Source organism: Actinocrispum sp. NPDC049592 (assembly GCF_040675465.1).
In the GTDB taxonomy this organism is placed as follows: domain Bacteria; phylum Actinomycetota; class Actinomycetes; order Mycobacteriales; family Pseudonocardiaceae; genus Kibdelosporangium.
In genome coordinates this window covers 291,897-314,163 of record NZ_JBFAPA010000002.1, presented here as the reverse complement: position 1 = coordinate 314,163, position 22,267 = coordinate 291,897, and the positions used below count along the sequence as shown (strand labels likewise).

General features: G+C 69.8%; 20 protein-coding genes and 1 pseudogene. 9 read left to right on the top strand and 12 right to left on the bottom strand.

The window, feature by feature from the left end:
- The first annotated feature begins 48 nt into the window (after window positions 1-48).
- Entirely contained in the window at window positions 49-612 is a 564-nt protein-coding gene (locus AB0J95_RS08040; RefSeq protein WP_364754045.1) for a hypothetical protein, read from the top strand.
- Window positions 613-690: 78 nt separating this feature from the next.
- On the opposite strand, the gene AB0J95_RS08035 is transcribed toward AB0J95_RS08040, so the two are convergent.
- From AB0J95_RS08035 to aspS, 4 genes are all read right to left on the bottom strand, one after another.
- Window positions 691-2,028, bottom strand: coding sequence for a replication-associated recombination protein A (locus AB0J95_RS08035; RefSeq protein ID WP_364755004.1), 1,338 nt, complete (start codon window positions 2,026-2,028; stop codon window positions 691-693).
- 66 nt (window positions 2,029-2,094) lie between these two features.
- Window positions 2,095-2,895 (bottom strand): SGNH/GDSL hydrolase family protein, encoded by an 801-nt coding sequence (locus tag AB0J95_RS08030; protein WP_364755002.1) that lies wholly within the window; start codon window positions 2,893-2,895, stop codon window positions 2,095-2,097.
- 117 nt (window positions 2,896-3,012) lie between these two features.
- Window positions 3,013-4,206, bottom strand: coding sequence for a hypothetical protein (locus AB0J95_RS08025; protein ID WP_364754042.1), 1,194 nt, complete (start codon window positions 4,204-4,206; stop codon window positions 3,013-3,015).
- 240 nt (window positions 4,207-4,446) lie between these two features.
- Entirely contained in the window at window positions 4,447-6,219 is a 1,773-nt protein-coding gene (aspS, locus tag AB0J95_RS08020; protein ID WP_364754039.1) for an aspartate--tRNA ligase, read from the bottom strand.
- 201 nt (window positions 6,220-6,420) lie between these two features.
- Between aspS and AB0J95_RS08015 the strand changes: the two genes are divergently transcribed.
- On the top strand, window positions 6,421-7,380 hold the full coding sequence (locus AB0J95_RS08015) for a helix-turn-helix transcriptional regulator (RefSeq protein ID WP_364754037.1): 960 nt from the start codon (window positions 6,421-6,423) through the stop codon (window positions 7,378-7,380).
- 29 nt (window positions 7,381-7,409) lie between these two features.
- Here the strand turns inward: AB0J95_RS08015 and AB0J95_RS08010 are convergent.
- From AB0J95_RS08010 to AB0J95_RS08000, 3 genes and pseudogenes are all read right to left on the bottom strand, one after another.
- Window positions 7,410-8,426, bottom strand: a pseudogene (locus AB0J95_RS08010) (aminotransferase class V-fold PLP-dependent enzyme); the annotation flags it as partial.
- A gap of 7 nt (window positions 8,427-8,433) precedes the next feature.
- Window positions 8,434-9,909 carry an Rv2578c family radical SAM protein gene (locus AB0J95_RS08005; protein WP_364754034.1) on the bottom strand — a complete coding sequence of 492 codons (1,476 nt, stop codon included), beginning with the start codon at window positions 9,907-9,909 and terminating at the stop codon, window positions 8,434-8,436.
- A gap of 44 nt (window positions 9,910-9,953) precedes the next feature.
- On the bottom strand, window positions 9,954-10,262 hold the full coding sequence (locus AB0J95_RS08000; RefSeq protein WP_364754031.1) for an alkaline phosphatase: 309 nt from the start codon (window positions 10,260-10,262) through the stop codon (window positions 9,954-9,956).
- Window positions 10,263-10,390: 128 nt separating this feature from the next.
- Here AB0J95_RS08000 and AB0J95_RS07995 point away from each other — a divergent pair, with 128 nt between their 5' ends.
- From AB0J95_RS07995 to AB0J95_RS07985, 3 genes are read left to right on the top strand one after another with little or no spacing between them, the layout of a single operon-like run.
- On the top strand, window positions 10,391-10,906 hold the full coding sequence (locus tag AB0J95_RS07995; protein ID WP_364754029.1) for a M23 family metallopeptidase: 516 nt from the start codon (window positions 10,391-10,393) through the stop codon (window positions 10,904-10,906).
- A gap of 16 nt (window positions 10,907-10,922) precedes the next feature.
- Window positions 10,923-11,495 (top strand): nicotinamide riboside transporter PnuC, encoded by a 573-nt coding sequence (gene pnuC, locus AB0J95_RS07990; protein WP_364754026.1) that lies wholly within the window; start codon window positions 10,923-10,925, stop codon window positions 11,493-11,495.
- Window positions 11,462-12,574, top strand: coding sequence for an AAA family ATPase (locus AB0J95_RS07985; protein WP_364754023.1), 1,113 nt, complete (start codon window positions 11,462-11,464; stop codon window positions 12,572-12,574). Before pnuC ends, AB0J95_RS07985 begins: the two co-directional genes overlap by 34 nt.
- 229 nt (window positions 12,575-12,803) lie before the next feature.
- Here AB0J95_RS07985 and AB0J95_RS07980 read toward each other — a convergent pair whose 3' ends face one another.
- Window positions 12,804-13,655 (bottom strand): peptidylprolyl isomerase, encoded by an 852-nt coding sequence (locus AB0J95_RS07980; RefSeq protein WP_364754021.1) that lies wholly within the window; start codon window positions 13,653-13,655, stop codon window positions 12,804-12,806.
- 129 nt (window positions 13,656-13,784) lie between these two features.
- Here AB0J95_RS07980 and AB0J95_RS07975 point away from each other — a divergent pair, with 129 nt between their 5' ends.
- Window positions 13,785-14,480: an MBL fold metallo-hydrolase gene (locus AB0J95_RS07975; RefSeq protein WP_364754018.1), complete on the top strand. Its 696-nt coding sequence runs from the start codon at window positions 13,785-13,787 to the stop codon at window positions 14,478-14,480.
- Window positions 14,481-15,113 (top strand): hypothetical protein, encoded by a 633-nt coding sequence (locus tag AB0J95_RS07970; RefSeq protein WP_364754016.1) that lies wholly within the window; start codon window positions 14,481-14,483, stop codon window positions 15,111-15,113.
- On the opposite strand, the gene AB0J95_RS07965 is transcribed toward AB0J95_RS07970, so the two are convergent.
- Window positions 15,070-16,344, bottom strand: coding sequence for a YibE/F family protein (locus tag AB0J95_RS07965; RefSeq protein WP_364754013.1), 1,275 nt, complete (start codon window positions 16,342-16,344; stop codon window positions 15,070-15,072). The genes AB0J95_RS07970 and AB0J95_RS07965 overlap by 44 nt on opposite strands.
- A 62-nt stretch (window positions 16,345-16,406) precedes the next feature.
- Here AB0J95_RS07965 and AB0J95_RS07960 point away from each other — a divergent pair, with 62 nt between their 5' ends.
- Window positions 16,407-17,252 (top strand): SMP-30/gluconolactonase/LRE family protein, encoded by an 846-nt coding sequence (locus AB0J95_RS07960; protein ID WP_364754010.1) that lies wholly within the window; start codon window positions 16,407-16,409, stop codon window positions 17,250-17,252.
- 224 nt (window positions 17,253-17,476) lie between these two features.
- Window positions 17,477-18,136 (top strand): helix-turn-helix transcriptional regulator, encoded by a 660-nt coding sequence (locus AB0J95_RS07955; protein WP_364754007.1) that lies wholly within the window; start codon window positions 17,477-17,479, stop codon window positions 18,134-18,136.
- Here the strand turns inward: AB0J95_RS07955 and AB0J95_RS07950 are convergent.
- The 3 genes from AB0J95_RS07950 to secF form a co-directional block, all read right to left on the bottom strand.
- The gene (locus tag AB0J95_RS07950) at window positions 18,120-20,426 is read right to left on the bottom strand and encodes a bifunctional (p)ppGpp synthetase/guanosine-3',5'-bis(diphosphate) 3'-pyrophosphohydrolase (protein ID WP_364754004.1); all 2,307 of its coding nucleotides are present in this window, start codon (window positions 20,424-20,426) and stop codon (window positions 18,120-18,122) included. The genes AB0J95_RS07955 and AB0J95_RS07950 overlap by 17 nt on opposite strands.
- Window positions 20,427-20,538: 112 nt before the next feature.
- Entirely contained in the window at window positions 20,539-21,054 is a 516-nt protein-coding gene (locus tag AB0J95_RS07945; RefSeq protein WP_364754001.1) for an adenine phosphoribosyltransferase, read from the bottom strand.
- Window positions 21,055-22,266, bottom strand: coding sequence for a protein translocase subunit SecF (gene secF, locus AB0J95_RS07940; RefSeq protein ID WP_364753999.1), 1,212 nt, complete (start codon window positions 22,264-22,266; stop codon window positions 21,055-21,057).
- Window position 22,267: the final 1 nt, after the last annotated feature.

Here is a 22,267-nt window from a genome sequence, read left to right as displayed (position 1 = left end):
GACCCCCAGTTCGGTCCGGGACACCCTAAAGGACAGTAAGTTGCTCCGGTGTCCTCTTCCCAGGTTCCGTTATGGGTCACCCTGCTCATCGCGTTCATCGGTCTGCTCGGCGTGCTCAGCGCGCAGTTCATCGCCGCGTGGCGGGAGGACCGGCGGTGGCGCCGTGAGCAGGAACGCGAGGAGCTGCGCTGGCGGCGGGAGCGGCAGCGGGAGCTGGACAACCGCGACTTCGAAGGCCGGCAGACCGCGTACGCCCAGGTCGTCGGCGCGATCGAGGGCTTCGACTGGCTGATCTACCCGGCGATGTCGGCCATCCGCAACGGCCGCGAGATCACCCCGGAGATCGAGGCCGACCTGCGGCGCGCCCGCGAGGAGATCCGGCTGTCGCTCGGCCCGATCAACCTGCATGCCCCGAAACGCTTCAACGAGCTGCTGCGCGCCGCCGTGCTGCCCCGGTCCCGCATCGCCATGGACGTCGCCGGAGGCATCAACCGCGACCGCGACCACATCGAGTCGCTCTGGAACCGCGGCCAGGACGCCTACCGCCAGATGCGCGCCCACATGCGCCGCGACCTCGGCCTGGACGCCGAGGACCTGCCCGGCACGGAGTGACGACCACTGTTCCGGCGGGAACCACCTCGCTGAGGCCCGATTCCGGCCGCCGGCCGAGGCGGACTCTGCGGACACGTGCTACTCGGTGCCGCGGATGGCCTTGCGGAGCTTGGGGACGCGGTCGGCGAGGGCTCGTTCGGCGCCGCGCTGGGTGGGTTCGTAGTAGTCGCGGCCGACGAGGCCGTCGGGTGGGTACTGCTGGGCCAGCACGCCTTCGGGAACGTTGTGCGGGTAGCGGTAGCCCTGGGCGTTGCCGAGGCGGGCGGCGCCCGCGTAGTGCCCGTCACGGAGGTGTGGCGGGACGGTGCCCGCTCCCCCGGCGCGGACGTCGGCGAGGGCGCTGTCGATGGCGGTGATGACCGCGTTCGATTTGGGCGCGGTGGCCAGGTGGATCGTGGCCTGGGCCAGGGCGAGCCGGCCTTCGGGCATGCCGATGAACTGCACGGCCTGCTGGGCGGCCACAGCGGCGAGCAACGCGGTCGGGTCGGCCATGCCGATGTCCTCGCTGGCGTGCACGACCAGACGGCGGGCGATGAACCGCGGGTCCTCCCCCGCTTCGATCATGCGGGCCAGGTAGTGCAGGGCGGCGTCCACGTCCGAGCCGCGGATGGACTTGATGAACGCGCTGGTCACGTCGTAGTGCTGGTCGCCGGACCGGTCGTAGCGCACCGCCGCCTTGTCGACCGTGGCCTCCACCGTGGCCAGGTCGATCTCCTCGGCGCCGGTCGCCATCGCCGAGTCCGCGGCCGCCTCGAGCGCGGTCAGCGCGCGGCGGGCGTCCCCGCCGGCCAGCCGGACCAGGTGATCCTCGGCGTCGGTGGCCAGCCCGAGCCTGCCGCCCAGTCCGCGTTCGTCCTCGACGGTCCGGCGGATCAGCACCCGTACGTCCTCGTCGGTCAACGGGTGCAGCTGCAGCACCAGCGACCGCGACAACAGCGGCGACACGATCGAGAAGAACGGGTTCTCCGTCGTGGCCGCGACCAGCAGCACGATCCGGTCCTCGACCGCGCCCAGCAACGCGTCCTGCTGGGTCCGGGAGAACCGGTGCACCTCGTCGATGAACAGCACGGTCGACTCGCCGGACCGGGTCAGCCGCCGCTTGGCCTCGTCGATCACCGCGCGGACCTCTTTCACGCCCGCGGTCAGCGCCGACAACGCCACGAACCGCCGCCCGATCGCCTGCGAGACCAACGTCGCCAGCGTCGTCTTGCCCGTACCGGGCGGCCCGTACAGCAGCACGGAGGCGGGCGCGGCGCCTTCCACCAGGCGGCGCAGCGGCGAACCGGGCCCGAGCAGGTGGTCCTGCCCGACCACCTCCTCCAGCGACCGCGGCCGCATCCGCACCGCTAGCGGCGCGTTGGCCGCCACCCGCTCGGCCGCCGCGGGATGCGGCAGCGAGTAGGTCGGCTCCGACACGTCGAAAAGGCCCTCGTCCACGGCAAACACACTAGCCGGGAGCACCGACAACTTTGAAAACGCCGGTCAGCGCAGCGCGGACTTCACCATGATCGACACCGCGTACGGCACGAGGTCACGGCCGCGGCGCCACAGCCACGGGATGCCCTTGAGGATCAGCCAGGCCACGTGCCCCGCGGTGCCGACCTGGCGGCCGCCCGAGCACACCAGGCTGGTCGGGTTCGGGATGGCGCAGCCGCGTTCGGCGAGCATCTGACCGAACGCGCGGGACAGCATCCGGTGGCCCAGTTCCGAGGGGTGCAGGCGGTCGACGCTCCACGCGCTCAGGTCGTAGGCGCCCGGCAACAGGTCCAGGTCCAGACAGCCGGCGCCGTGCGCCTCGGACACCTCGGAGATCACCGTGTTCAGCTCGGCGATCCGGCCGCTCAACGCCCGCTTCAGCGCCTGCGGCAGGCGGAAGACCTTGCCGTGGTCGTGGAACCGCACGGTGAGCACCACCGAACCGGCGGCGGTCAACGTGGCCACGACGTGGTCCAGGTCGGCGCGCATCGTCGAGGGGTTGAAGTCGGAGCGCAGCGTGTCGTTCATCCCGACGAGGATCACCGTCACGTCCGGCCGCGCGTGCAACGCCTGCGGCAGCTGGTCGTTGCGCACGCAGGCCATGCGCGCGCCGGTGAAGGAGAGGTTCGCGAACGCCACCGGCTCGGGACCGGAAAGCGCGTGCGCCAGCAGCGGCCCGACGCCGCGCCAGCCACCGCCGGGCAACGGGTCGCCGAGTCCGGCCGCCGTGGAGTCACCGAGCACGACGAGGCTGCGTGCCCGCCATTGCGGCGGCCGCGGCGCGTCCTGGGTCACGCATTCCAGCAGGGTCACGCCACGAACGATCGCTGGCCCCGGCTCACCACCGGTGACTTCGGGTTAACCGTGCGAAGACAGCCGATTGAACCCTTGGTGCCCGTGAACAAGCCATGAACGAGGGCACAACTAGCGAAAAGCCGGATACATCGGCAAGGTGAGCTCGGGCCCGAACTTCTTGGTCAACGCCGCCACCACGGAGTGCGCGTGGTCGACGATCGAGTCCGCGCCGGCCCGCTTGGCCTCGTCGGCCAGGTGCCGCCAGCGCGCGGCCAGCGACACGCTGCGCCGCGGCGAGGGCAGGTGGCTGTCGATCGGGCCGTCCGGCTCGCCCGGGCGCGGCAGGAACCAGAAGGTCGAGGCCCACACCCAGAACAGCTGCGCGTCGAGCATCCGCGGCAGCACGATCGCGTCGTCCTCCAGGTCCGGCCACATCACCCGGACCTCGGCGCGCCAGGCGGCGAACATCGCGTCGGTCATCCCGGCGGGCAACGCGAAGGCGCACCAGCAGGACGGGAACGGCACGCGCAGATAGGCCGCGTCCAGCATGATGTTGCGGACGCAGCCGCCCTCGAAGTCCAGGAACCGCACGCCCCGGCTGGTGATGAGGTTGTTGTCCGGGCACAGGTCCGAGGGGCTGAACCCGCGGTGCCTGCTGGTCGCCACCAGCCACCTGGTCCGCTCCGCGCGCTCGAACACGTGCGCCGGGGTGTGCACGCCGAGCGCGTCCTCCAGCAGCTGCGGCAGCCGTTCGATCGCGGCGGGACCGTTGACCGCCAACGGATCGCCCTTCACCTTCGCCGCGGACAGGCGGCGCATCAACGCATCGAAGTCGGCCTCGCGGCCGGCTGTGGTGGCGTGTAACCGGCCCAGCGACCGCGCCCACGAAAGCAATGCCCGCTCGGCGCCGCGTGCGTCGTCGCCGAGCAGCTTGTCCGCCAGGGTCGGCGCGCGGCCCAGGTCCTCGATCACGATGACCCCGGCGGCGCCGTCGTGCGCGTACAGCTCGGGGCACATCCGCTCTTCGGCGCTCAACGCGGTGAACAGCTGGTAGCTGACGGCCTCGCGGACGAACGACTCGCTGGGCGCGGGTTCGGTGTGCTTCTTGACGACCAGCGTGCGCGGCAACGAGAACGGCGTCGCGGCCACCCGCACCCGCACCACGGTGGAAAGCTTGCTACCGCCCAGATCCTCCGGCTCGGCGAGCTGGATCTTGGCCCCGTACCGGCGCCGCAGCACAGCTTCCGCGGCGGCCACCGTCTCCAGGATCTGCGGGCCGGGCCGGTCCAGGTCAGCCGGGTCCGGGGCGATGTCCACGCTCATCTCCTCCGACCCTACTCCCGCGTCCTCGCGGCCCCGACGGTAGCCGCCGTCAACGATAAAGAGGGACCCCAGCGCCAACAGATTGCGATCTCAACCTGTGGGCAGCCGTCAACCAGCAGCCCTAGCGATGGAAACGCCTCCTGCGGACATTGTCCCAGGAATGCGGTCGCTGCTGCATGACCCGTGCCGGGAACGTTGCCTCCCGGGCGCCGAATGGCACCCGGGAGCGGCGACCGGAACCTACTGAGCGGCCGGCTTCGGCTTGAAGTCCACGCCTGCTTCCCTGCGCTGCTCGGGCGTGATCGGCGCGGGCGCCGCGGTGAGCGGGTCGAAACCGCCGCCGGACTTGGGGAACGCGATCACCTCGCGGATGGAGTCCGCGCCGGACAGCAACATGCAGATCCGGTCCCAGCCGAAGGCGACCCCGCCGTGCGGCGGCGGGCCGTAGGAGAACGCGTCCAGCAGGAAGCCGAACTTCTCCTGGGCCTCCTCCGCGCCGATGCCCATCACACCGAACGCGCGCTGCTGCACTTCCCGGTTGTGGATACGGATCGAGCCACCGCCGAGCTCGTTCCCGTTGCACACCAAGTCATACGCGTACGCCAGCGCGTTGCCCGGGTCCTGCTCGAACTTGTCGATCCACTCCGGGGTCGGCGAGGTGAACGCGTGGTGCAGCGCCGTCCACTTGCCCGAGCCGACGGCCACGTCGTCGGAGCCCTCGACGGCCTGGAACATCGGGAAGTCCACGACCCACAGGAACGACCACGCGTTCGGGTCGATCAGGTCGCAGCGCTTGCCGATCTCCAGGCGTGCGGCGCCCAGCAGCGCTCGGGACGGGCCAGGCTCGCCCGCCGCGAAGAACACGCAGTCACCGGGGTTGGCGCCGACCGCCTTGGCCAGGCCCTCGCGCTCGGCCTCGGACAGGTTCTTGGCGACCGGGCCGGACAGCGTGCCGTCGTCGCCGACGAGGACGTACGCGAGGCCTTTGGCGCCGCGGGTCTTCGCCCACTCCTGCCAGGCGTCGAGCTGGCGGCGGGCCTGGCTCGCGCCACCCGGCATCACGACCGCGCCCACGTAGGCCGCCTGGAACACGCGGAACGGCGTGTCCTTGAAGTACTCGGTCAGCTCGGTCAGCTCGACCCCGAACCGCAGGTCCGGTTTGTCCGAACCGTACCGGGACATCGCGTCGGCGTAGCTCATCCGCGGGATCGGCAGCGGGATCTCGTAGCCGCCGACCTCACGCCAGATCGCCGACATGACCTTCTCCGACAACGCGATCACGTCGTCCTGCTCGACGAAGCTCATCTCGATGTCGAGCTGGGTGAACTCGGGCTGCCGGTCGGCGCGGAAGTCCTCGTCCCGGTAGCAGCGCGCGATCTGGTAGTACCGCTCCATCCCGGCGACCATCAGCAGCTGCTTGAACAGCTGCGGCGACTGCGGCAGGGCGTACCAGGAACCGGGCTGCAGGCGGGCCGGCACCAGGAAGTCGCGCGCGCCCTCGGGAGTGGACCGGGTCAGTGTCGGCGTCTCGATCTCGACGAACCTCTCGCCGTGCAGCACCTCGCGGGCGATCCGGCTGACCTCGCTGCGCAGCCGGATGGCCCGGGCCGGGCCGGAGCGGCGCAGGTCCAGGTAGCGGTGCCGCAGCCGGGCCTCCTCGCCGACGGTGAGGTGGTCGTCGATCGGGAACGGCAGCGGCGCGGCCTCGCTGAGCACGTCCAGGTCGGTGACCAGGACCTCGATCTGGCCGGTCGGGATCTCCGGGTTCTCGTTGCCCGCGGGCCGCTGGGCCACCTCGCCGGTCACCTTGACGCAGAACTCGCTGCGCAGCCGGTGCGCCCGCTCGGCCATCTCGCCCTCGCGGAACACGACCTGGGCCACGCCGGAGGCGTCGCGCAGGTCGATGAAGATGACACCGCCGTGATCGCGCCGACGGGCCACCCAGCCGCTCAGCGTGACGGTCTGCCCGGCGTGCTCGGGCCGGAGCGTCCCGGCCTCATGGGTGCGGATCACGGGTAGTGCTCTCCCTGCTGATAGATCGGTACTCGTAACACTCCTCTTGGCGCAAAAGGCTAGCCAACGTCGCCGGGACATTTACGCTCGGCTACCGGTTCACATGCACATTCCGCTCCCAAACACCGACGGTTGTCGGTACCTCACGCGGTTACTGCGAAGTAGTGTCAGGTAACGCATGACCACACACGGGGAGCCGGAATGGGTGGCTGGCCGGTTGGTGAAACCACCGCGATCGACGAGGCCGAGGGCCTGGCCGGGGACGCGTTCCCGGTCGCACTGCGCGCCGCCATCCGCGCGAGCGGACTGAGCCTGGACCGGATCCAGTACCGCCTGAGAGCCCGGGGCCTGACCATCAGCGTGACCGCGCTGAGCTACTGGCAGTCCGGCCGCCGCCGGCCCGAGCGGCCGGAGTCGCTCAGTGCGCTCAAGCACCTCGAGGAGGTGCTCGGCGTCGAGTCCGGCTCGCTGACCGCCCTGCTCGGCCCGCCCCGCCCGCGCGGCCGCGCCCAGCGGACCCCGTCTGCCATGCCGATCGAGGCGCTCTGGAACAACCGCCAGGAGCTGGCCAGCCTGCTGTCCCGGATGGACCTCAACTCGGACGCCTCGCTGACCCGGATCAGCCAGCACGACCGGGTCGAGATCGCGCCCGACCGCGGTGAGCGCAGTGTGCGGGTGCGCCAGGTGTTACGGGCCGAGCACGACGGCGCCGACCGGTGGATCTCGGTCTACGACGTGGCCAAGCCGGGCAACCCGTTCCCGCGGATCGTGCCGCTGCAGTCCTGTCAGCTCGGCCGGGTCGCCAAGGACCCCGAGGCCGGGCTGATCGTCAACGAGCTGCTGTTCGACCGCCCCTTGTCGCGCGGCGAGACGATCATCATGGAGTACGAGATCGCCACCGCCGGCCCGCCGTACGCGCGCGGCGACGACACGTTCTGCCGCAAGTTCCGGCTGCCGGTCCGCGACTACGTGGTCGAGCTGCGGTTCGACCCGTCCGACCTGCCCGGGTTCTGCCACCAGATCGCCACGCCCGCCGACGACGCCGAGGCGAGCACCCGCCGTGAGCTGGTGGTCGACAGCGCGGGCCGGACACACGCGGTCATCCTGGGTTTCGGCCCGGGCACGTTCACAGTGGAGTGGGGCTGGCCCGGCACCGGTTGACTCCCTCACCGGTGTTTCAAAGCCACGGCGAGCCGGTCGACGGTCTCGGCCGTGGTGCACACATGCGGTGACAGCCGGACGTGCTCGGGCCGGACGGTCGCCGTGATCCCCTCTTGCTTGAGCACCGCGCCGACCCGTTTAGCGGGTACGTCCGTTGTGAACGCCAGGATCCCGGCCCTTCTTGGCCGGTCGGCACTGGACACGATCTCCCCGCCCTCGCCGCGGATCACCTCGGCCAGCTCGTCTACTTTGGTGGCGATGGCGTTTTCGATGGCCTTGATCCCGGCTCGTTCCACCTCTTCCAGCGCGACCTTCAGCGCGCCCGCGGCGATCGGGCTCAGGTTCGTGATCGACCACGCCGCCGCGTCTTCCGCCGGTGCGTGGACCTCGTTGTCGAACACCCCAGCGTCCACGGCTCCGGTCCAGCCGGACAGGACGGGCTGGAGGCGTTCCAGGGCACGGTCGGACAGCACGAGGAACCCGGTGGACCAGCCCGCGCGCAGCCATTTCTGGCCGCCCACCACGAGCACGTCCGCTGCCTCCCAGGGTTCGTCGATCACGCCGAAGCCCTGGATGCCGTCCACGATCAGCAACCGCTCCCCCGCCGCCTCTCTCAAGGCCGCCAGGTCCGCGCGGTAGCCCGTGCGGAAGTCCACCGCGCTCACCGTCACCGCCGCGGTGTTTCCGTGGATCTTGTCCGGCGTGACGGGGCCGGGCTCCATCCACTGGGCTTTGCCTGCGCGGACCCAGGGATAGGTGTTCGCGGGGAACTCCGTCGGACTGACCAGCACCTCCCCAGGCAGGCCGAAGGCGATCTGGAACAGGCCCGTGCTGGTGTTCGGCAGCAACACGACGTGGCCGGTGTCCGTCTTGCACAGCCTCGCCACCGCCGCGCGGGCCTTCAGGTCCTCGCGCATCAAGTCGTCCACTGTGGACGGACCGGCGTTCGCGGCCTGTTCGGTAAGGCGGGTCGTTTCGGCGAGTACGGCGGCCGTCGGCGGGCCGAAGCGGGCGAAGTCCAAGTAGTGCTGCTGGTGTTGCACCAGATCAACATTAGCTGTTGAAGGTGTCCTGGTTCTGCTGGACCAGCAGGTCGAGCTGCTCACCGCTGAGCGGCTTGGACTCCTCCGGCTGCGCCGCTTCCGCGGTGGGCAGGCTGCCGCGCGGCCAGCTGTTGCCGCCGACGTTGTGCCGCCGCAGCAGCGGGCCGAGGCGTTCGCCCAGGCGCATCTTGTAGGCCTTGCTGGCGTAGCTGCCGTTGCCGTAGATCTCGCGGTACTTCTGGCGCAGATCCGGGCGTTCCCGCGCCAGCCATTGCGCGAACCACTCGCGCGTGCCCGGCCGCAGGTGCAACGGGATCGCGCTCACCCCGGAGGCGCCAGCGGCCGCGATCTGGGTCAGCAGAGCGTCGAGGTGTTCGCGGGAATCGGTGAGGTAGGGCAACACCGGCGCGACCATCACGCCGCACGGCAGGCCCGCGTCGGACAGGCGTTTGATCATGTCCAGCCGGGCCTGTGGACTGGGCGTGCCGGGCTCAAGGCGCTGCTGCAGCTCACGATCGAGCACGGCCAGCGACACGCCGACGCCGACCGACACCTCCTTGCTCACCTGGGTCAGCAGCGGGATGTCGCGCTGCATCACGGTTCCCTTGGTGAGGATGGAGAACGGGGTGCCGCTGGCGGCCAGTGCCTCGATGATCCGCGGCATCAGCTTGTAGCGGCCCTCGGCGCGCTGGTACGGGTCGGTGTTCGTGCCCATGGCGACGTGTTCCCGTTGCCAGGAACGGGATCTGAGCTGTTTCGCGACCACCTCGGGGGCGTTGACCTTCACCACGACCTGGGTGTCGAAGTCGTGGCCCGCGTCGAACTCCAGGTACGTGTGGGTGTTGCGGGCGAAGCAGTTGTGGCTCACCACGCCGTTGGCGATGAAGTCGCCGGTGCCGGTGGTGATGTCGTAGAGCACCTCGTCGCCACCCATCGAGATGTCCTCGACGGCGAGCTTGTCCAGCGGCGCCAACGTGTCCCCACCGACCAAAGTGGACCCGCGGCGCAGGAACGGCTGACCGGTGATGCCCTCGGCGACGTGCTGCCAGCCGCGGTCGGTCAGGAACCGGTGATCACCGCTGGCCACGAGCGCGGTGCCGTCCCGCAGGGTGACGGTGTACGCGGGCTTGATGGTGGTCCAGTGCGCGAGGACCGTCGTGGGTACGTACTGCCGCTGGTTGCCCAGCCGGCGGGTGCCCATGATCTCGTCGCCGACCTTCAGATCGCCGAGCTGCCGGGTCCGCCCGTCCGCCAGCAGCACCTCGGTGTCGCCGGACATGCAGTAGGTACAGGCATGTGAGCAGCCGCGATAAGGGTTGATCGTCCAGCCGAACGGCATCCGCGAGGCGCCGGGCACCCGGTTGAGCACCGACTTGGCGTGCACCTCGTGGAACACGATGTCGGCGAACTCAGGCGTACGGACCGTGCGCACCAAGCCCGGCAGGGCCAGTTGCCCACGATCCGCACGCTGAGAGTCCCACCGCATGACCCAGGATCCGAACATACGTTCGAGTCCGATGTCAAACCGGATCACCCACCCAGGACGTGGAAGAGGTCGGTGTGGTCATTGGTGCCAAGGAGGTCCAATGAGCCCGGATGTTGCCGTCGCCACCGAAACCGGAGGTGCCGGTAGTCCAGGGCGACACCGATCGCCCGGATGTGCGAGGACGGCACGGCCGGGGTCGCGTCGGTGATCTCGGCGGTCGACACGTCACCGACCTTCATGCCCCGCTGCTGGGTCCGCTCCAGCACCGTCGGGAAGTTGTTGCCGGGCACGTTGAGCGCGGTGCTCGGGCCCGGCGAGATGCGCTCGTCGCCGGCCTTCTGACATCCGCGCATGTCAGCACGGGTGGAATGTCCCGGTTGTATGGATTTTGTACGTCGGTGCGGGACAGTTCGCGGCAGGCCGCCGGCATGGACCCCCTACATGCCGGTGGTCACTCCCCTGCCCCGCACCGGAGGACACCATGCGCAAACTCGCCATGGCGGTCATCGCCGCGCTCGCCTTCACCGTCCCGGCTGTCTCGGCATCCGCCGACGTCGACATCGCCGCACTGAACCTGCGGACCCCGTTCGACTGCGGCCAGGTCTGGAACGCCAACACCCGCAGCAACCACAACCCGCAGCTGTCCGTGGACTTCCAACGCAGCGACGCCAACGGCAAGAACGTCCTGTCCAGCGCGCCCGGCAAGGTCACCACCGTGCGCGACCTGGGCAACACCAGTTACGGCAAGTACATCATCGTGGACCACGGCGGTGGAGTGACGACGCTGTACGCGCACCTGTCGCAGTTCCGTGTGTCCGTCGGCCAGCAGGTGAGCACGGGCACCCGCATCGGCAACGTAGGCAGCACCGGCGGTTCCACGGGCCCGCACCTGCACTACGAGCAGCGCCACAGCGGCACGCCGGTCAAGGTCGTGCTCAACGGCGTGCACATCGCGTACTTCGGCAACACCTCGATCACCAGCAGCACGAACTGTTGATGCCAGACTCTGGCTCATGACCTTGAGCTGGGGTGAGATCGCCGGGTTCGTCACCGGGGCGCTGTGCGTGTGGCTGGTGGCCCGGCAGAACGTGTGGAACTGGCCGATCGGGATCCTCAACAACGTCTTCTTCCTGGTGCTGTTCGTGTCCACCGGCCTGTACGCCGACGGGGTGCTGCAGGTCGTCTACATCGCGCTGGCGGCGTACGGCTGGTGGGCATGGCTGCGTGGCGGTTCCGCGCACAGCCAGCTCTCCGTCTCGCGGACCTCGGTTTTCCAGTGGTGGGTGTTGCTGGGGCTTGGGGTCGCCGGAACCGCTTCGCTGACATGGGTTCTGGTGCGGTTCACCGACTCGACCGTGCCCGTGGCCGACGCGGTGACGACGGTGTTGTCGTTGCTGGCGACGTGGGGGCAGACGCGCAAGAAGCTCGAGTCGTGGTGGCTGTGGATCGCCGCCGACGTCATCTACATCCCGCTGTACGCGTACAAAGGGTTGTGGCTCACCGGGGTGCTGTACTTCGGGTTCCTGTGTCTGTGCGTCGTGGGGCTTTTCGGGTGGCGGACCTCGCTGCGGGTGGCGGTCGCCTGATGTTCTCGCATGCGTTGGTACTGGGGAAGTTCTATCCGCCGCATCTCGGGCACCACCACCTGGTGCGGGCCGCCGCTGCGGCCAGTGAGCGCACGACTGTGGCGGTGCTGGCGTCCAGCGTTGAGTCGATTCCCCTGGAGTCACGGGTGGCGTGGATGGCGGCCGAGCACTCGGGTGATCCGGGTGTGGTCGTTCTCGGGGATATGGATGAACATCCCACGGACTACTCGTCGGACGCGGTGTGGTCGGCGCATGTGGACATCTTCCGGTCGGTGCTTTCCCGGCGCGCGATCCTCTCCGGCGATCCTGCTGGGGCTGCTGTCGACGCCGTGTTCACCAGTGAGCCTTATGGTGATGAACTCGCCAAACGCCTTGGCGCGCAGCATGTTCTGGTGGATCTGTCGCGTTCGGCTTTCGCGGTGTCCGGGACCGCCGTGCGCGCGGACGCTCCCGCCCACTGGCCACTCCTCGCTCCTTCGACGCGGGCGGGGCTCGCGGCCCGGATCGTCGTCGTGGGCGCCGAATCGACTGGTACCACAACGCTTTCCCGCGCCCTCGCCGCGCATTACTCGGCTCCCTGGGTTCCCGAGTACGGCCGGACCCACACCGAACTCAAGCTCGCCGCCCTCACCGCGTTGGCTGGGCCCAGCACCATCGACGATCTCGTGTGGACCGCCGGGGACTTCGTCGACGTGGCCCGCCAGCAGGCCCTCGACGAGGACGCCGCCGCCGCGGAGTCCCCGATCCTGGTGTGCGACAACGACCCCTGGGCCGCGACCGTGTGGTGCGAACGGTACCTAGGCCGCGCCTACCCCCAGGTCGCCGCCGCCGTCGGCGACCGCCGCCCGCTGCTGTACCTGCTCACCGACCACCGCGACGTCCCCTTCGAACAGGACGGCTGGCGCGACGGCGAACACCTCCGCGCATGGATGACCGGGCTGTTCGAACAACGCCTCACCGAACGCGCCGTCCCCTACCACCTCCTCACCGGCCCCCACCACACCCGCCTCACCCAAGCAATCGCCCACACCAACCAAGCCCTAACCCCCCACTTCACCTACACCGACCCCCTCGGCTAACCCGCGTGTCCCACGTTCACCGCCCCCGTGTCCCACACTCGCGGACCCCGAATTCCCCTCAGCGGCGGCGCAATGTCGAACACGGGGCCCGCGAATGTGGGACACGGCCACCACGAACGTGGGACACGGGGGCGGCGAATGTGGGACACGGCCACCGCGAATGGGGGACACGCGCGGAAAACGGGGCCGGGCCTGGTGGCACGGCCCCGTTTTTTGGGGTTGGGTCTGGTTAGGACTCGGTGGCGGTTTGGATGGTCACCGCGTTCTTGGGGGCGCCGTCCTGGGCGGGCTGGCCGTCCTGGCCCGGGGCGACGCCGGCCTGGGCGATCTTGTCCAGGACGGTGAGGCCGGCCGGGTCGATGGTGCCGAAGATGGTGTAGTTGGGCGGCAGGGTGCTGTCCGCGTAGACCATGAAGAACTGGCTGCCGTTGGTGTTCGGGCCGCTGTTGGCCATCGCCAGGGTGCCCTTGGGGTAGATCTGGGCCTGGCCGTCGGCGGACGGCTTGAGGTCCTTGGGCAGCTCGTCCTTGATCTCGAAGCCGGGGCCGCCGTTGCCCTTGCCGCTCGGGTCACCGCACTGCAGCACCTTCAGGCCCTCGCCGGTGGTCAGGCGGTGACACGGGGTGTTGTCGTAGTACTTGGACTTCACCAGGTGCTCGATGGCTTGCGTGGTGCACGGGGCCTTGGCACGGTCGAGCACCAGCGGGATGTCGCCCTGGGTGGTCTTCAGCAGGACCTTGGCCGTGCCCGTGTTCGGGGTGGGGTCGGCGTCCGGCGGCTGCGGCACCTGCTTGGCCGCGGGCGGGTCGGCGGGCAGCGAGTACTTGCACGGGCCCTGCGTCGTCGGCGCGGGCGGCGCGCTGCTCGTCGGCGTGTCGGGGGTGCTGGTCTCGCTGGCCGCGGGGGTGTCGTTGCCGGTGAAGTGCACCAGGGCGTAGATCGCGCCGACCACGATGATCACCGCACCGACGGTGAACGATGTCGCCATGATCCGGCGCCGCTTGGCGCGTTCGGCCCGACGGGCGAGCTGGCGTTCCAGCTTCCGTTTGGCCGCCTCCCGGCGTTGCTGGTTGCTCGGCACCTGCACCCTCCCTGGGCCTCACTGTTGTCGCAGGCGCGCAGTCTATTGGGACCCCTGGTAAGAACCGTGTAGAGGGAGGCCCGACTAAGGTAGGTACTACCAGCCGGTGCGGCCCTGGAGGTCTCTTTCGTGCTCGTCGTCGGATTCCCCTCGGGGGCGCTGCAAGCGAACTGTTACCTGCTCGCGGCCGGGAAAGGGGAGCCCTGCGTCATCGTCGACCCTGGTCAGGACGCCGAGGAGCCGGTCGCGCAGGCCATCAGGGAGCACAGCCTCTCCCCCGTCGCGGTCGTGCTCACCCACGGGCACTTCGACCACTGCTTCGCGGTCACGCCGATCTGCGACGGCAACGACATCCCCGGCTGGATCCACCCCGATGACCGGGACATGCTCAGCGACCCGCTCAAGGGCGTCAGCTCGGAGACCGCCGCGTTCTTCGGCGGCCGCCTGGAGATGCGCGAACCCAGCGACGTGCGCGAGCTGACCGACCAGGCCGTGCTCGACCTCGCCGGGCTCAAGCTCACCGTCGACCACACCCCCGGGCACACCCGCGGCTCGGTGGTGTTCCGCTGCGGCACCGAGGAGGGTGGCCGGCTGCTGTTCGCCGGGGACACCCTGTTCGCCGGGTCGATCGGCCGCACCGACCTGCCCGGCGGCGACATGCGCCAGATGGCCGCCTCGCTGCGCACCAGGATCCTTCCGCTCGAGGACGACACCGTGGTCCTGCCCGGGCACGGGCCGACCACGACCATCGGCCGGGAACGCGCCACCAACCCGTTCCTGACCGGGCTCGACGAGTCCGTGCCCGGCCCGGCGCGGGGCTTGTAGATGGCCGAAGAGCGCCTGCCGCTGGACATGTTCGACCGGTCCGGGGCACGGAAACGCTTCCGCACCGCCGTCATCGCCGTCGTCATCCTGGCGGCCGCGCTCGGCGGCATCGTCGGGCTGATCGGGGGCAGGCTGGCCGGGCTGATCACCGCCGCCGCCGTGGCCGCCCCGCTGCTGGTGTTCAGCTGGTCGCAGGCGAGGCGCCGGATCTGGCTGGAGGGCACCAGGATCGTGCTCCGGACGTTCGGCCGCCGGTCGGTCGACCTGGCCAAGGCCGAACGGCTCGAGGTCGTGGTGCTGGACGTGCGCAGCGTGAAGACGGTCAGCCTGCTGGTCGCCGAGTCGTCCAAGAGCCGCGCGATCAACCTCGCGGTCGCGTCCTACTCCGGCACCGGCGGCGCCGAGCTGGGCATCCTCGCGCTGCGCAAGCTCGCGGACGCGCTGGCCGCGGCCGAGCACACCGGTTCGCTGGTGTTCTCCGAGCTGCTCGTCGCCCAGCTGCGTGCCGAGGCCCGCGGCGAGGGCCTGCCCGGCCGCCCGCTCTACCAGCTCGCGCAGGCGGCCCCGCCCGGCAAGCTCGCCGTGCGGCTCAAGGCCGAGGCCGTGACGAAGTTCGTGGCCTCGCTGGAATAGCCGGCTCGTTGCTGGCGATCAACGCGGCCACGAGTGTGGTCACCGGCACGCACGCGACCAGGCCGATGCTGCCGACCAGCGTGCGCACGATCTCCTGAGCGATCGACTGCGACCCGAGCACCGTGCCCAGCCCGGCGCCGGAGAAGTACGAGAACAGCAGCACCGGCAGCGCGGCGCCCGCGTACGCCATCACAAGGGTGTTCACCGCCGAACCGACGTGGTCACGCCCGATCCGCAGGCCCGCCGAGTACAGCTCACGCCAGCTCAGCAGCGGGTTGGCCTTGCGCAGCTCCCACACCGCGCTCGCCTGCGTGACGGTCACGTCGTCGAGCACACCCAGCGCGCCGATCACCAGTCCAGCCAGCAACAACCCGCGCGTGTCGAGCCCTTTGCCCAGTGAGCTCAGCAAAAGCGCGGTGTCCTCGTCGAGCCCGGTCAGCCTGGTGAAGAACGAGAACAGCGCGCCCAGCACGCCGATGATCACCAGGCTGATCATCGTGCCCAGCACCGCGGTCGACGTCCGCGCGGAAAACCCGTGTGTCACATACAAAGCGATGAACATGATCAGCCCGGCCCCGGCGACCGCCACCAACAACGGGTTCTCCCCCGCCAGAATCGCGGGCAACACGAACAACAACAGCACCACGAAGCTCAACCCCAAGGCCACCAACGCGGCCAGCCCGCGGTAGCGCCCGAGAATCAGCACTGCCAACGCGAACAGCCCCGCCAAAGCCGCCAACGGCAGCCCGCGCTGGTAGTCGGCGAGCCGGTAACCGTTGCTGTCGGCCGGATCCCCGCCGGAGAACGCCAGAACGACCTTGTCCCCCACCGCATACCGCGTCGAGGTGGGCTCGACCGGTTCCCGCTTGACGATGTCCTTGCCCGACGCGGCCCCGTCGCTCATCCGGACCGTGATCACCAAGCATGGCCCGTCGACCGTGCCGACCTCCACATCCCCGTCCTTGCACGGCCCCTTCGCGGCCGAGGTGACCTCGCCGGACACGGCGGACACCGGCGCGGACGGCATCGGCGTGCCACCAAAGGGATAAAGCAAGACAACGCCCACAATGGACGCGAAAGCGAACGGCAGCAGGAAAACGGTCAGCAGCCGCCGGACCTTGCGCGAGACCGGGTCCGCCGGGCCGTGCTGATGCCCATGTCCATGCCCGTGTCCGGCCGGTTTCTCCGGTTCCGGCTGGATTCGCGGGATCGGGATGGTGTCGTCGTGCACCGGGTCATCCTGAACCACCCCGCGAGTTGTCGAAATGGCAGGTACCCGTTCGTGTAGACGGCATGAACGAACTGCGCACCCTGCTCACCGGCCGCGGCCTGGTCGAGTCGCCCCGCTGGCCCGGTGTCAATCCCAGCAACAGGCTGTACTTCTCGGACTGGTCCGCGGGCGAAGTCATCGCCATCGACCTGGACGGCAACCACGAAGTCGTCGCCACCGTGGCCTCGCTGCCGCTGTGCACGGCCTTCCTGCCCGACGGCACGCTGCTGATCGTCGACTCCCCGAACGGCAAGCTCCTGCGCCAGGACCTGACCACCTACGCCGACCTGGGCCGGCCAGGCTGGAACGACACCGCCGTCGACCGCTGGGGCAACGTCTACGTCAACCGCGCGGGTTTCAACCCGATGGCCGGCGAGTCCCCGAAACCCGGCGGCGTACACGTGGTCACTCCCGACGGCACAGATGGCACAGTCCGCGAGGTCGCCGACGACATCGCCTTCCCCAACGGCATGGTCGTCACCGGCGACACCCTCATCGTCGCCGACTCCTACCGCCACACCCTCCTCGCGTTCGACACCCACCAGGACGGCACCCTCACCAACCGCCGGACCTGGGCCGACCTAGGCACCGGCACCCCCGACGGCATCTGCGCCGACGCGGACGGCGCCATCTGGTACGCCGACGTGCCCAACCAGTGGTGCCAGCGGGTCGCCGAGGGCGGCGAGGTCCTGGACACCATCCAGCTGGACCGCGGCGGGTTCGCTTGCGAGCTGGGCGGTCCACAGGGGACGACGTTGTTCATCGTCACCGCGCGGTGGCAGGGCATGACCGGCCCCGAGCCGGTCGTGCCGGGCTCCGGTCAGGTGCTTTCGGTCGACGTCGCCGTCCCGGCGAAGGTGCGATCATGAGCCGTGCCTGTCGGAACAGTTATTGGAAGCGCCGTCCTGCTGCTCATCGGCGCCGCAGTCGGCTTCGTGCACGCCGGTCGAGCGGGTGCAGAACGCCACCAAGGCGTTCCTCGCCGCTGTCCGGAAACAGCTGGGTGCGGCCGATCCTGACGATGTCGCTGGCGACAGTGTGCGGCCGGACGAGCCATGGCACGCTCCGCGGCCTGACGTGACACCATGAGGGCATGTACCGGGAGTTCCGGCCCGAGGGTGACGTTGTGGACTGCGTGTGGGTGAGCACGCGCGTGGGTGTGCAGCGGGTGGTGCCGGATGGGTGTATGGACATCATGTGGGTCAAGGGGTCGCTGGAGGTGGCGGGGCCGGATACGCGTGCGCACCTGGCCGAGGTGGACGGATACACGGTGGGGGTGCGGTTCCGGCCCGGGATGGCGCCCGGATTCCTTGGTATCCCTGGGAATGAGCTGCGGGATACCCGCGTGCCGCTCGACCGGCTGTGGTCCCGCGAACGGGTCGAGTGGCTGACCGAGAACATCCACAAAGGACTCCCTGGGCAGGCGCTTCTCCAAGCGGTCGGGGAAGCGCGCGAAGACACGTTCGCGGCCGCGGTGAAACGCTTGCTGCACAACGACATCAGGGACATCGCGGAGACGCTGAACGTCAGCGAGCGCCAGCTGCACCGCCGCTGCCTGACCAGGTTCGGCTACGGACCCAAGACCCTGCAACGCGTGATCCGGTTCAGCCACGCCATGGACCTCGCCTACAACGGCCAGGCGTTCGCGGACATCGCCCACCAGACCGGGTACGCCGATCAGGCGCACCTGGCCCGCGAGGTGAAGGACCTGGCCGGGGCGACGCTGTCCGAGCTGGTCAGGACGCCGACGTGACCCGGTACACGTCGTAGACGCCCTCGACCGCACGCACGGCCTTGAGCACGTGCCCCAGGTGCTTGGGGTCGCCCATCTCGAACGAGAACCGCGACACCGCGACCCGGTCGCGCGAGGTGGTCACCGACGCGGACAGGATGTTCACCCGCTCGTCGGCCAGCACCTTGGTGACGTCGGACAGCAACCGGTGCCGGTCCAGCGCCTCGACCTGGATGGCCACCAGGAACACCGACGAGGCCGACGGCGCCCACTCGACGTCCACCAGGCGCTCCGGCTCCGCCAGCAGCTCGTCGGCGTTCGTGCAGTCCGTGCGGTGCACCGAGACGCCGCCGCCGCGAGTGACGAACCCGAGGATGTCGTCGCCGGGCACCGGCGTGCAGCAGCGGGCCAGCTTGACCCACACGTCCGAGGCCCCCTTGACCACCACACCCGCGTCCCCGGAGGCCCGGCGGCGGGTCACCGTGGACGGCGTGGCGCGCTCGGCGAGCTCCTCCTCGGCGTGCTCGACCCCGCCCAGCAGGGCCACCAGGCGCTGCACGACGTGCCGCCCGGAGGTGTGCCCCTCGCCCACGGCCGCGTACAGCGACGTGATGTCCGGGTAGCGCAGCTCGCGGGACAGCGCGTTCATCGAGTCGACCGAGACCAGGCGCTGCATCGGCAGCCCGACCCGGCGGACCTCCTTGGCGATCGCGTCCTTGCCTGCCTCGATCGCCTCCTCGCGCCGCTCCTTGGCGAACCACTGCTTGATCTTGGCGCGCGCCCGCGGCGAGGCGGCGAACTGCAGCCAGTCGCGGCTCGGGCCCGCGCCCTCGGCCTTGGAGGTGAACACCTCCACGACCTCGCCGTTCTCCAGCTTGCGCTCCAGCGCCACCAGGCGGCCGTTCACCCGGGCGCCGATGCACCGGTGCCCGACCTCGGTGTGCACGGCGTAGGCGAAGTCGACCGGGGTCGCGCCCGCGGGCAGCGTGATCACGTCGCCCTTGGGGGTGAAGACGAAGATCTCCCGCGTGGTCAGCTCGTAGCGCAGCGACTCGAGGAACTCGCCGGGGTCGGCCGCCTCACGCTGCCAGTCCAGCAGCTGCCGCATCCAGGCCATCTCGTCGACCTCGACGCCCTTGCTGTCGTGCGTGCCGCGGGTCTCCTTGTACCGCCAGTGCGCCGCGATGCCGTACTCGGCGGTGTGGTGCATCTCGTGCGTGCGGATCTGCACTTCCAGCGGCTTGCCGTCCGGGCCGATCACCGTGGTGTGCAACGACTTGTACACGCCGAACCGGGGCTGGGCGATGTAGTCCTTGAACCGGCCGGGCATCGGCTGCCACATCGCGTGCACCACGCCCATGGCCGCGTAGCAGTCGCGCACGTCGTCGACCAGCAGGCGCACCCCGACCAGGTCGTGGATGTCGTCGAAGTCGCGGCCGCGCACGATCATCTTCTGGTGGATCGAGTAGTACCGCTTCTGCCTGCCCTCGACGGTGGCCTTCACCTTCGCGTCGGCCAGGTGGCGGTCCAGCTCCTCGATCACGTTGTTGAGGTAGTTCTCCCGGGAGGGCGCGCGGTTGGCCACCAGCCGGACGATCTCGTTGAACTTCTTGGGCTGCAGGATGGCGAACGCCAGGTCCTCCAGCTCCCACTTGACCGTGGCCATGCCCAGCCGGTGCGCCAGCGGGGCCAGCACCTCGAGGGTCTCCTTGGCCTTGCGGGCCTGCTTCTCCGGCGGCAGGAACCGCATGGTGCGCATGTTGTGCAGCCGGTCGGCCAGCTTGATCACCAGCACCCGCGGGTCGCGGGCCATGGCGATGATCATCTTGCGGATGGTCTCCGCCTCGGCCGCGGTGCCCAGCTTGACCTTGTCCAGCTTGGTGACGCCGTCGACCAGGTGCGCCACCTCGTCGCCGAAGTCCGCGCGCAGCAGCTCCAGCGAGTAGTCGGTGTCCTCGACCGTGTCGTGCAGCAGCGCCGCGACCAGGGTCGTGGTGTCCATGCCCAGCTCGGCCAGGATGGTGGCCACGGCGAGCGGGTGGGTGATGTACGGGTCGCCGGACTTGCGCCGCTGGTGCCGGTGCTTCTCCTCGGCGACGTCATAGGCCTGCTGCAGCAGCCCCAGGTCGGCCTTGGGGTGCAGCTCCCGGTGCACCGCCGCGAGGGGCTCCAGCACCTGCTTGACCGGTGCCGCGCGCTGGGCCGTGATCCGGCGGGCGAGGCGCGTGCGCACCCGACGTGTCGCCGAGGGCGCCCTGGGGACCTCGACCTCCGGCTTGAGGCCCGCGGCGGACTCCACGTCGTGACTCACTCACACGCTCCCGCATCACCTCGAGCCGTCCGGGCCACGAGTGTGGTCCGTACCCTTGAGAGTAACGCGTAACCGCAGGTGAACATTCGCACTTCGCGGCGGGCGGGCGTCCTCACACGGTGAGCAGCGTGTCAATCTTCCGCCCGGCGAGTCGGTCCCGACCGCCCAGGGCCCCGATCTCCATCAGCACTGTGATCCCCGCCACTTCACCCTGGACGGATTCCACCAGCTCACAGGCCGCGGCGGCGGTGCCGCCGGTGGCGAGCACGTCGTCGACCACCGCGACCCGCTGACCGGGCCGGATCACCCCGGCGGGCAGCTCCAGCTCGGCCGTGCCGTACTCCAGCGTGTAGGCCACCTTGCCGCCCACGACCGGCAGTTTCCCGGGTTTGCGGACCGGAACCAGGCCCAGGCCCCGCGAATGCGCGATGGCCGCGCCGAAGAGGAACCCGCGGGCGTCCACGGCCACGACGGCGTCGACATCACCGACCGCGTCCGCCATCGCGTCCACCACCACGCGGAACGCGGCCGCATCACCCAAGACGGGCGTGATGTCCTGGAACACCACGCCCGCCTGGGGAAAGTCGGGCACCCGCCGGATGAGGGCGAGTGCCTCGGTCAGATCCATCTACTTGCGTCGCTTCCCGGTTGGACGCTTGCCCTGCGGCTGGCCGGCGGCGGCGTTGCGCCGGCGCTCGGCCGCCCGGGCGTGCCGGGCCGGGACGCCACCGGCGGCGGCCAGGGCCTGCTCGCGGCGCAGCTCCTTGTCCAGCGTGTCGCCGTCGAACGACTCCGGCCCGTCGCCACCGTCCGCCTCGGCGGCGGCCGCGGCGGCCTTGTTGGCCAGGTTGGCCCGGCGGGCGAAGACCCGCTCGGCCTGCTTCTGGAAGCGCACGTCACGCATGGTGAACTGGACCAGCAGCGGGGTGGCCAGCGCGATCGACGAGGTCACGCCGACGAGCATGCCGGTCATCTGGACCAGGGCCAGGTCCTGCAGGGTGCCGACACCCAGCAGGATGGCGCCGACCACGAACAGGCCGATCACCGGCAGCAACGCGATCAGGGCGGTGTTGATCGACCGCATCAGGGTCTGGTTGACCGCGAGGTTGGCCGCCTCCCCGTAGGTCCGGCGGGTCAGCCCGAGCAGGCCGCGGGTGTTCTCCTTGACCTTGTCGAACACCACCACCGTGTCGTACAGGGAGAAGCCGAGGATCGTCAGCAGGCCGATCGCGGTCGCCGGGGTCACCTCGAAGCCGATCAGCGAGTAGACACCCGCGGTCACGATGACGTCGTGGAACAGCGTCATCACCGCCGCGATCGCCATCCGCAGCTCGAAGTACAGCGCCAGGAAGACGGTCACCAGGACGAGGAACACGCCCAGCGCCCACAGCGCCTGGGTGGTGATCTCGCCACCCCAGGTGCCGCTGACCGCGCTGTCGCTGATCGTCCCGTTCGGGTGCAGCTTGTCGGTCAGCGCGGTCTTCAGCCGGGCCACCTGGCCCGCGTCCAGCGTCACCGTGCGGATCTGCACGGAGGACGCGTTGCCGACGCCGACCTCCTGGACCGACTCGGGCTGCGAGCCCAGCGTGTCGCTGTAGATCGTGGTGACCTGCTCGGTCGTGATCTTGCCCGCCGACCCGGCGGCCTCGAGCTGGATCTTGGTACCGCCCTTGAAGTCGATACCGAAGTTGAAGCCCTTGAACACGATCGACGCGATGGACACCAGCACCAGCACGGCGAAGAAGACGTAGAGCTTCTTGGTGTGCTTGATGACGTTGACCGCGCCATTGCCGACGTAGAGCCGGTGGAGGAAGCCCTGCTTGTTGGTCGTGCCAGCCACC

Bases quoted from the DNA above. Each gene is read 5' to 3' on its own strand.
- AB0J95_RS08025 (WP_364754042.1), bottom strand. From the start codon at position 4,206: ATGAGCGTGGACATCGCCCCGGACCCGGCTGACCTGGACCGGCCCGGC.
- AB0J95_RS08015 (WP_364754037.1), top strand. From the start codon at position 6,421: ATGGGTGGCTGGCCGGTTGGTGAAACCACCGCGATCGACGAGGCCGAG.
- AB0J95_RS08005 (WP_364754034.1), bottom strand. From the start codon at position 9,909: ATGCGGTGGGACTCTCAGCGTGCGGATCGTGGGCAACTGGCCCTGCCG.
- AB0J95_RS08000 (WP_364754031.1), bottom strand. From the start codon at position 10,262: ATGCGCGGATGTCAGAAGGCCGGCGACGAGCGCATCTCGCCGGGCCCG.
- AB0J95_RS07995 (WP_364754029.1), top strand. From the start codon at position 10,391: ATGCGCAAACTCGCCATGGCGGTCATCGCCGCGCTCGCCTTCACCGTC.
- pnuC (WP_364754026.1), top strand. From the start codon at position 10,923: ATGACCTTGAGCTGGGGTGAGATCGCCGGGTTCGTCACCGGGGCGCTG.
- AB0J95_RS07970 (WP_364754016.1), top strand. From the start codon at position 14,481: ATGGCCGAAGAGCGCCTGCCGCTGGACATGTTCGACCGGTCCGGGGCA.
- AB0J95_RS07960 (WP_364754010.1), top strand. From the start codon at position 16,407: ATGAACGAACTGCGCACCCTGCTCACCGGCCGCGGCCTGGTCGAGTCG.
- AB0J95_RS07955 (WP_364754007.1), top strand. From the start codon at position 17,477: ATGTACCGGGAGTTCCGGCCCGAGGGTGACGTTGTGGACTGCGTGTGG.
- AB0J95_RS07945 (WP_364754001.1), bottom strand. From the start codon at position 21,054: ATGGATCTGACCGAGGCACTCGCCCTCATCCGGCGGGTGCCCGACTTT.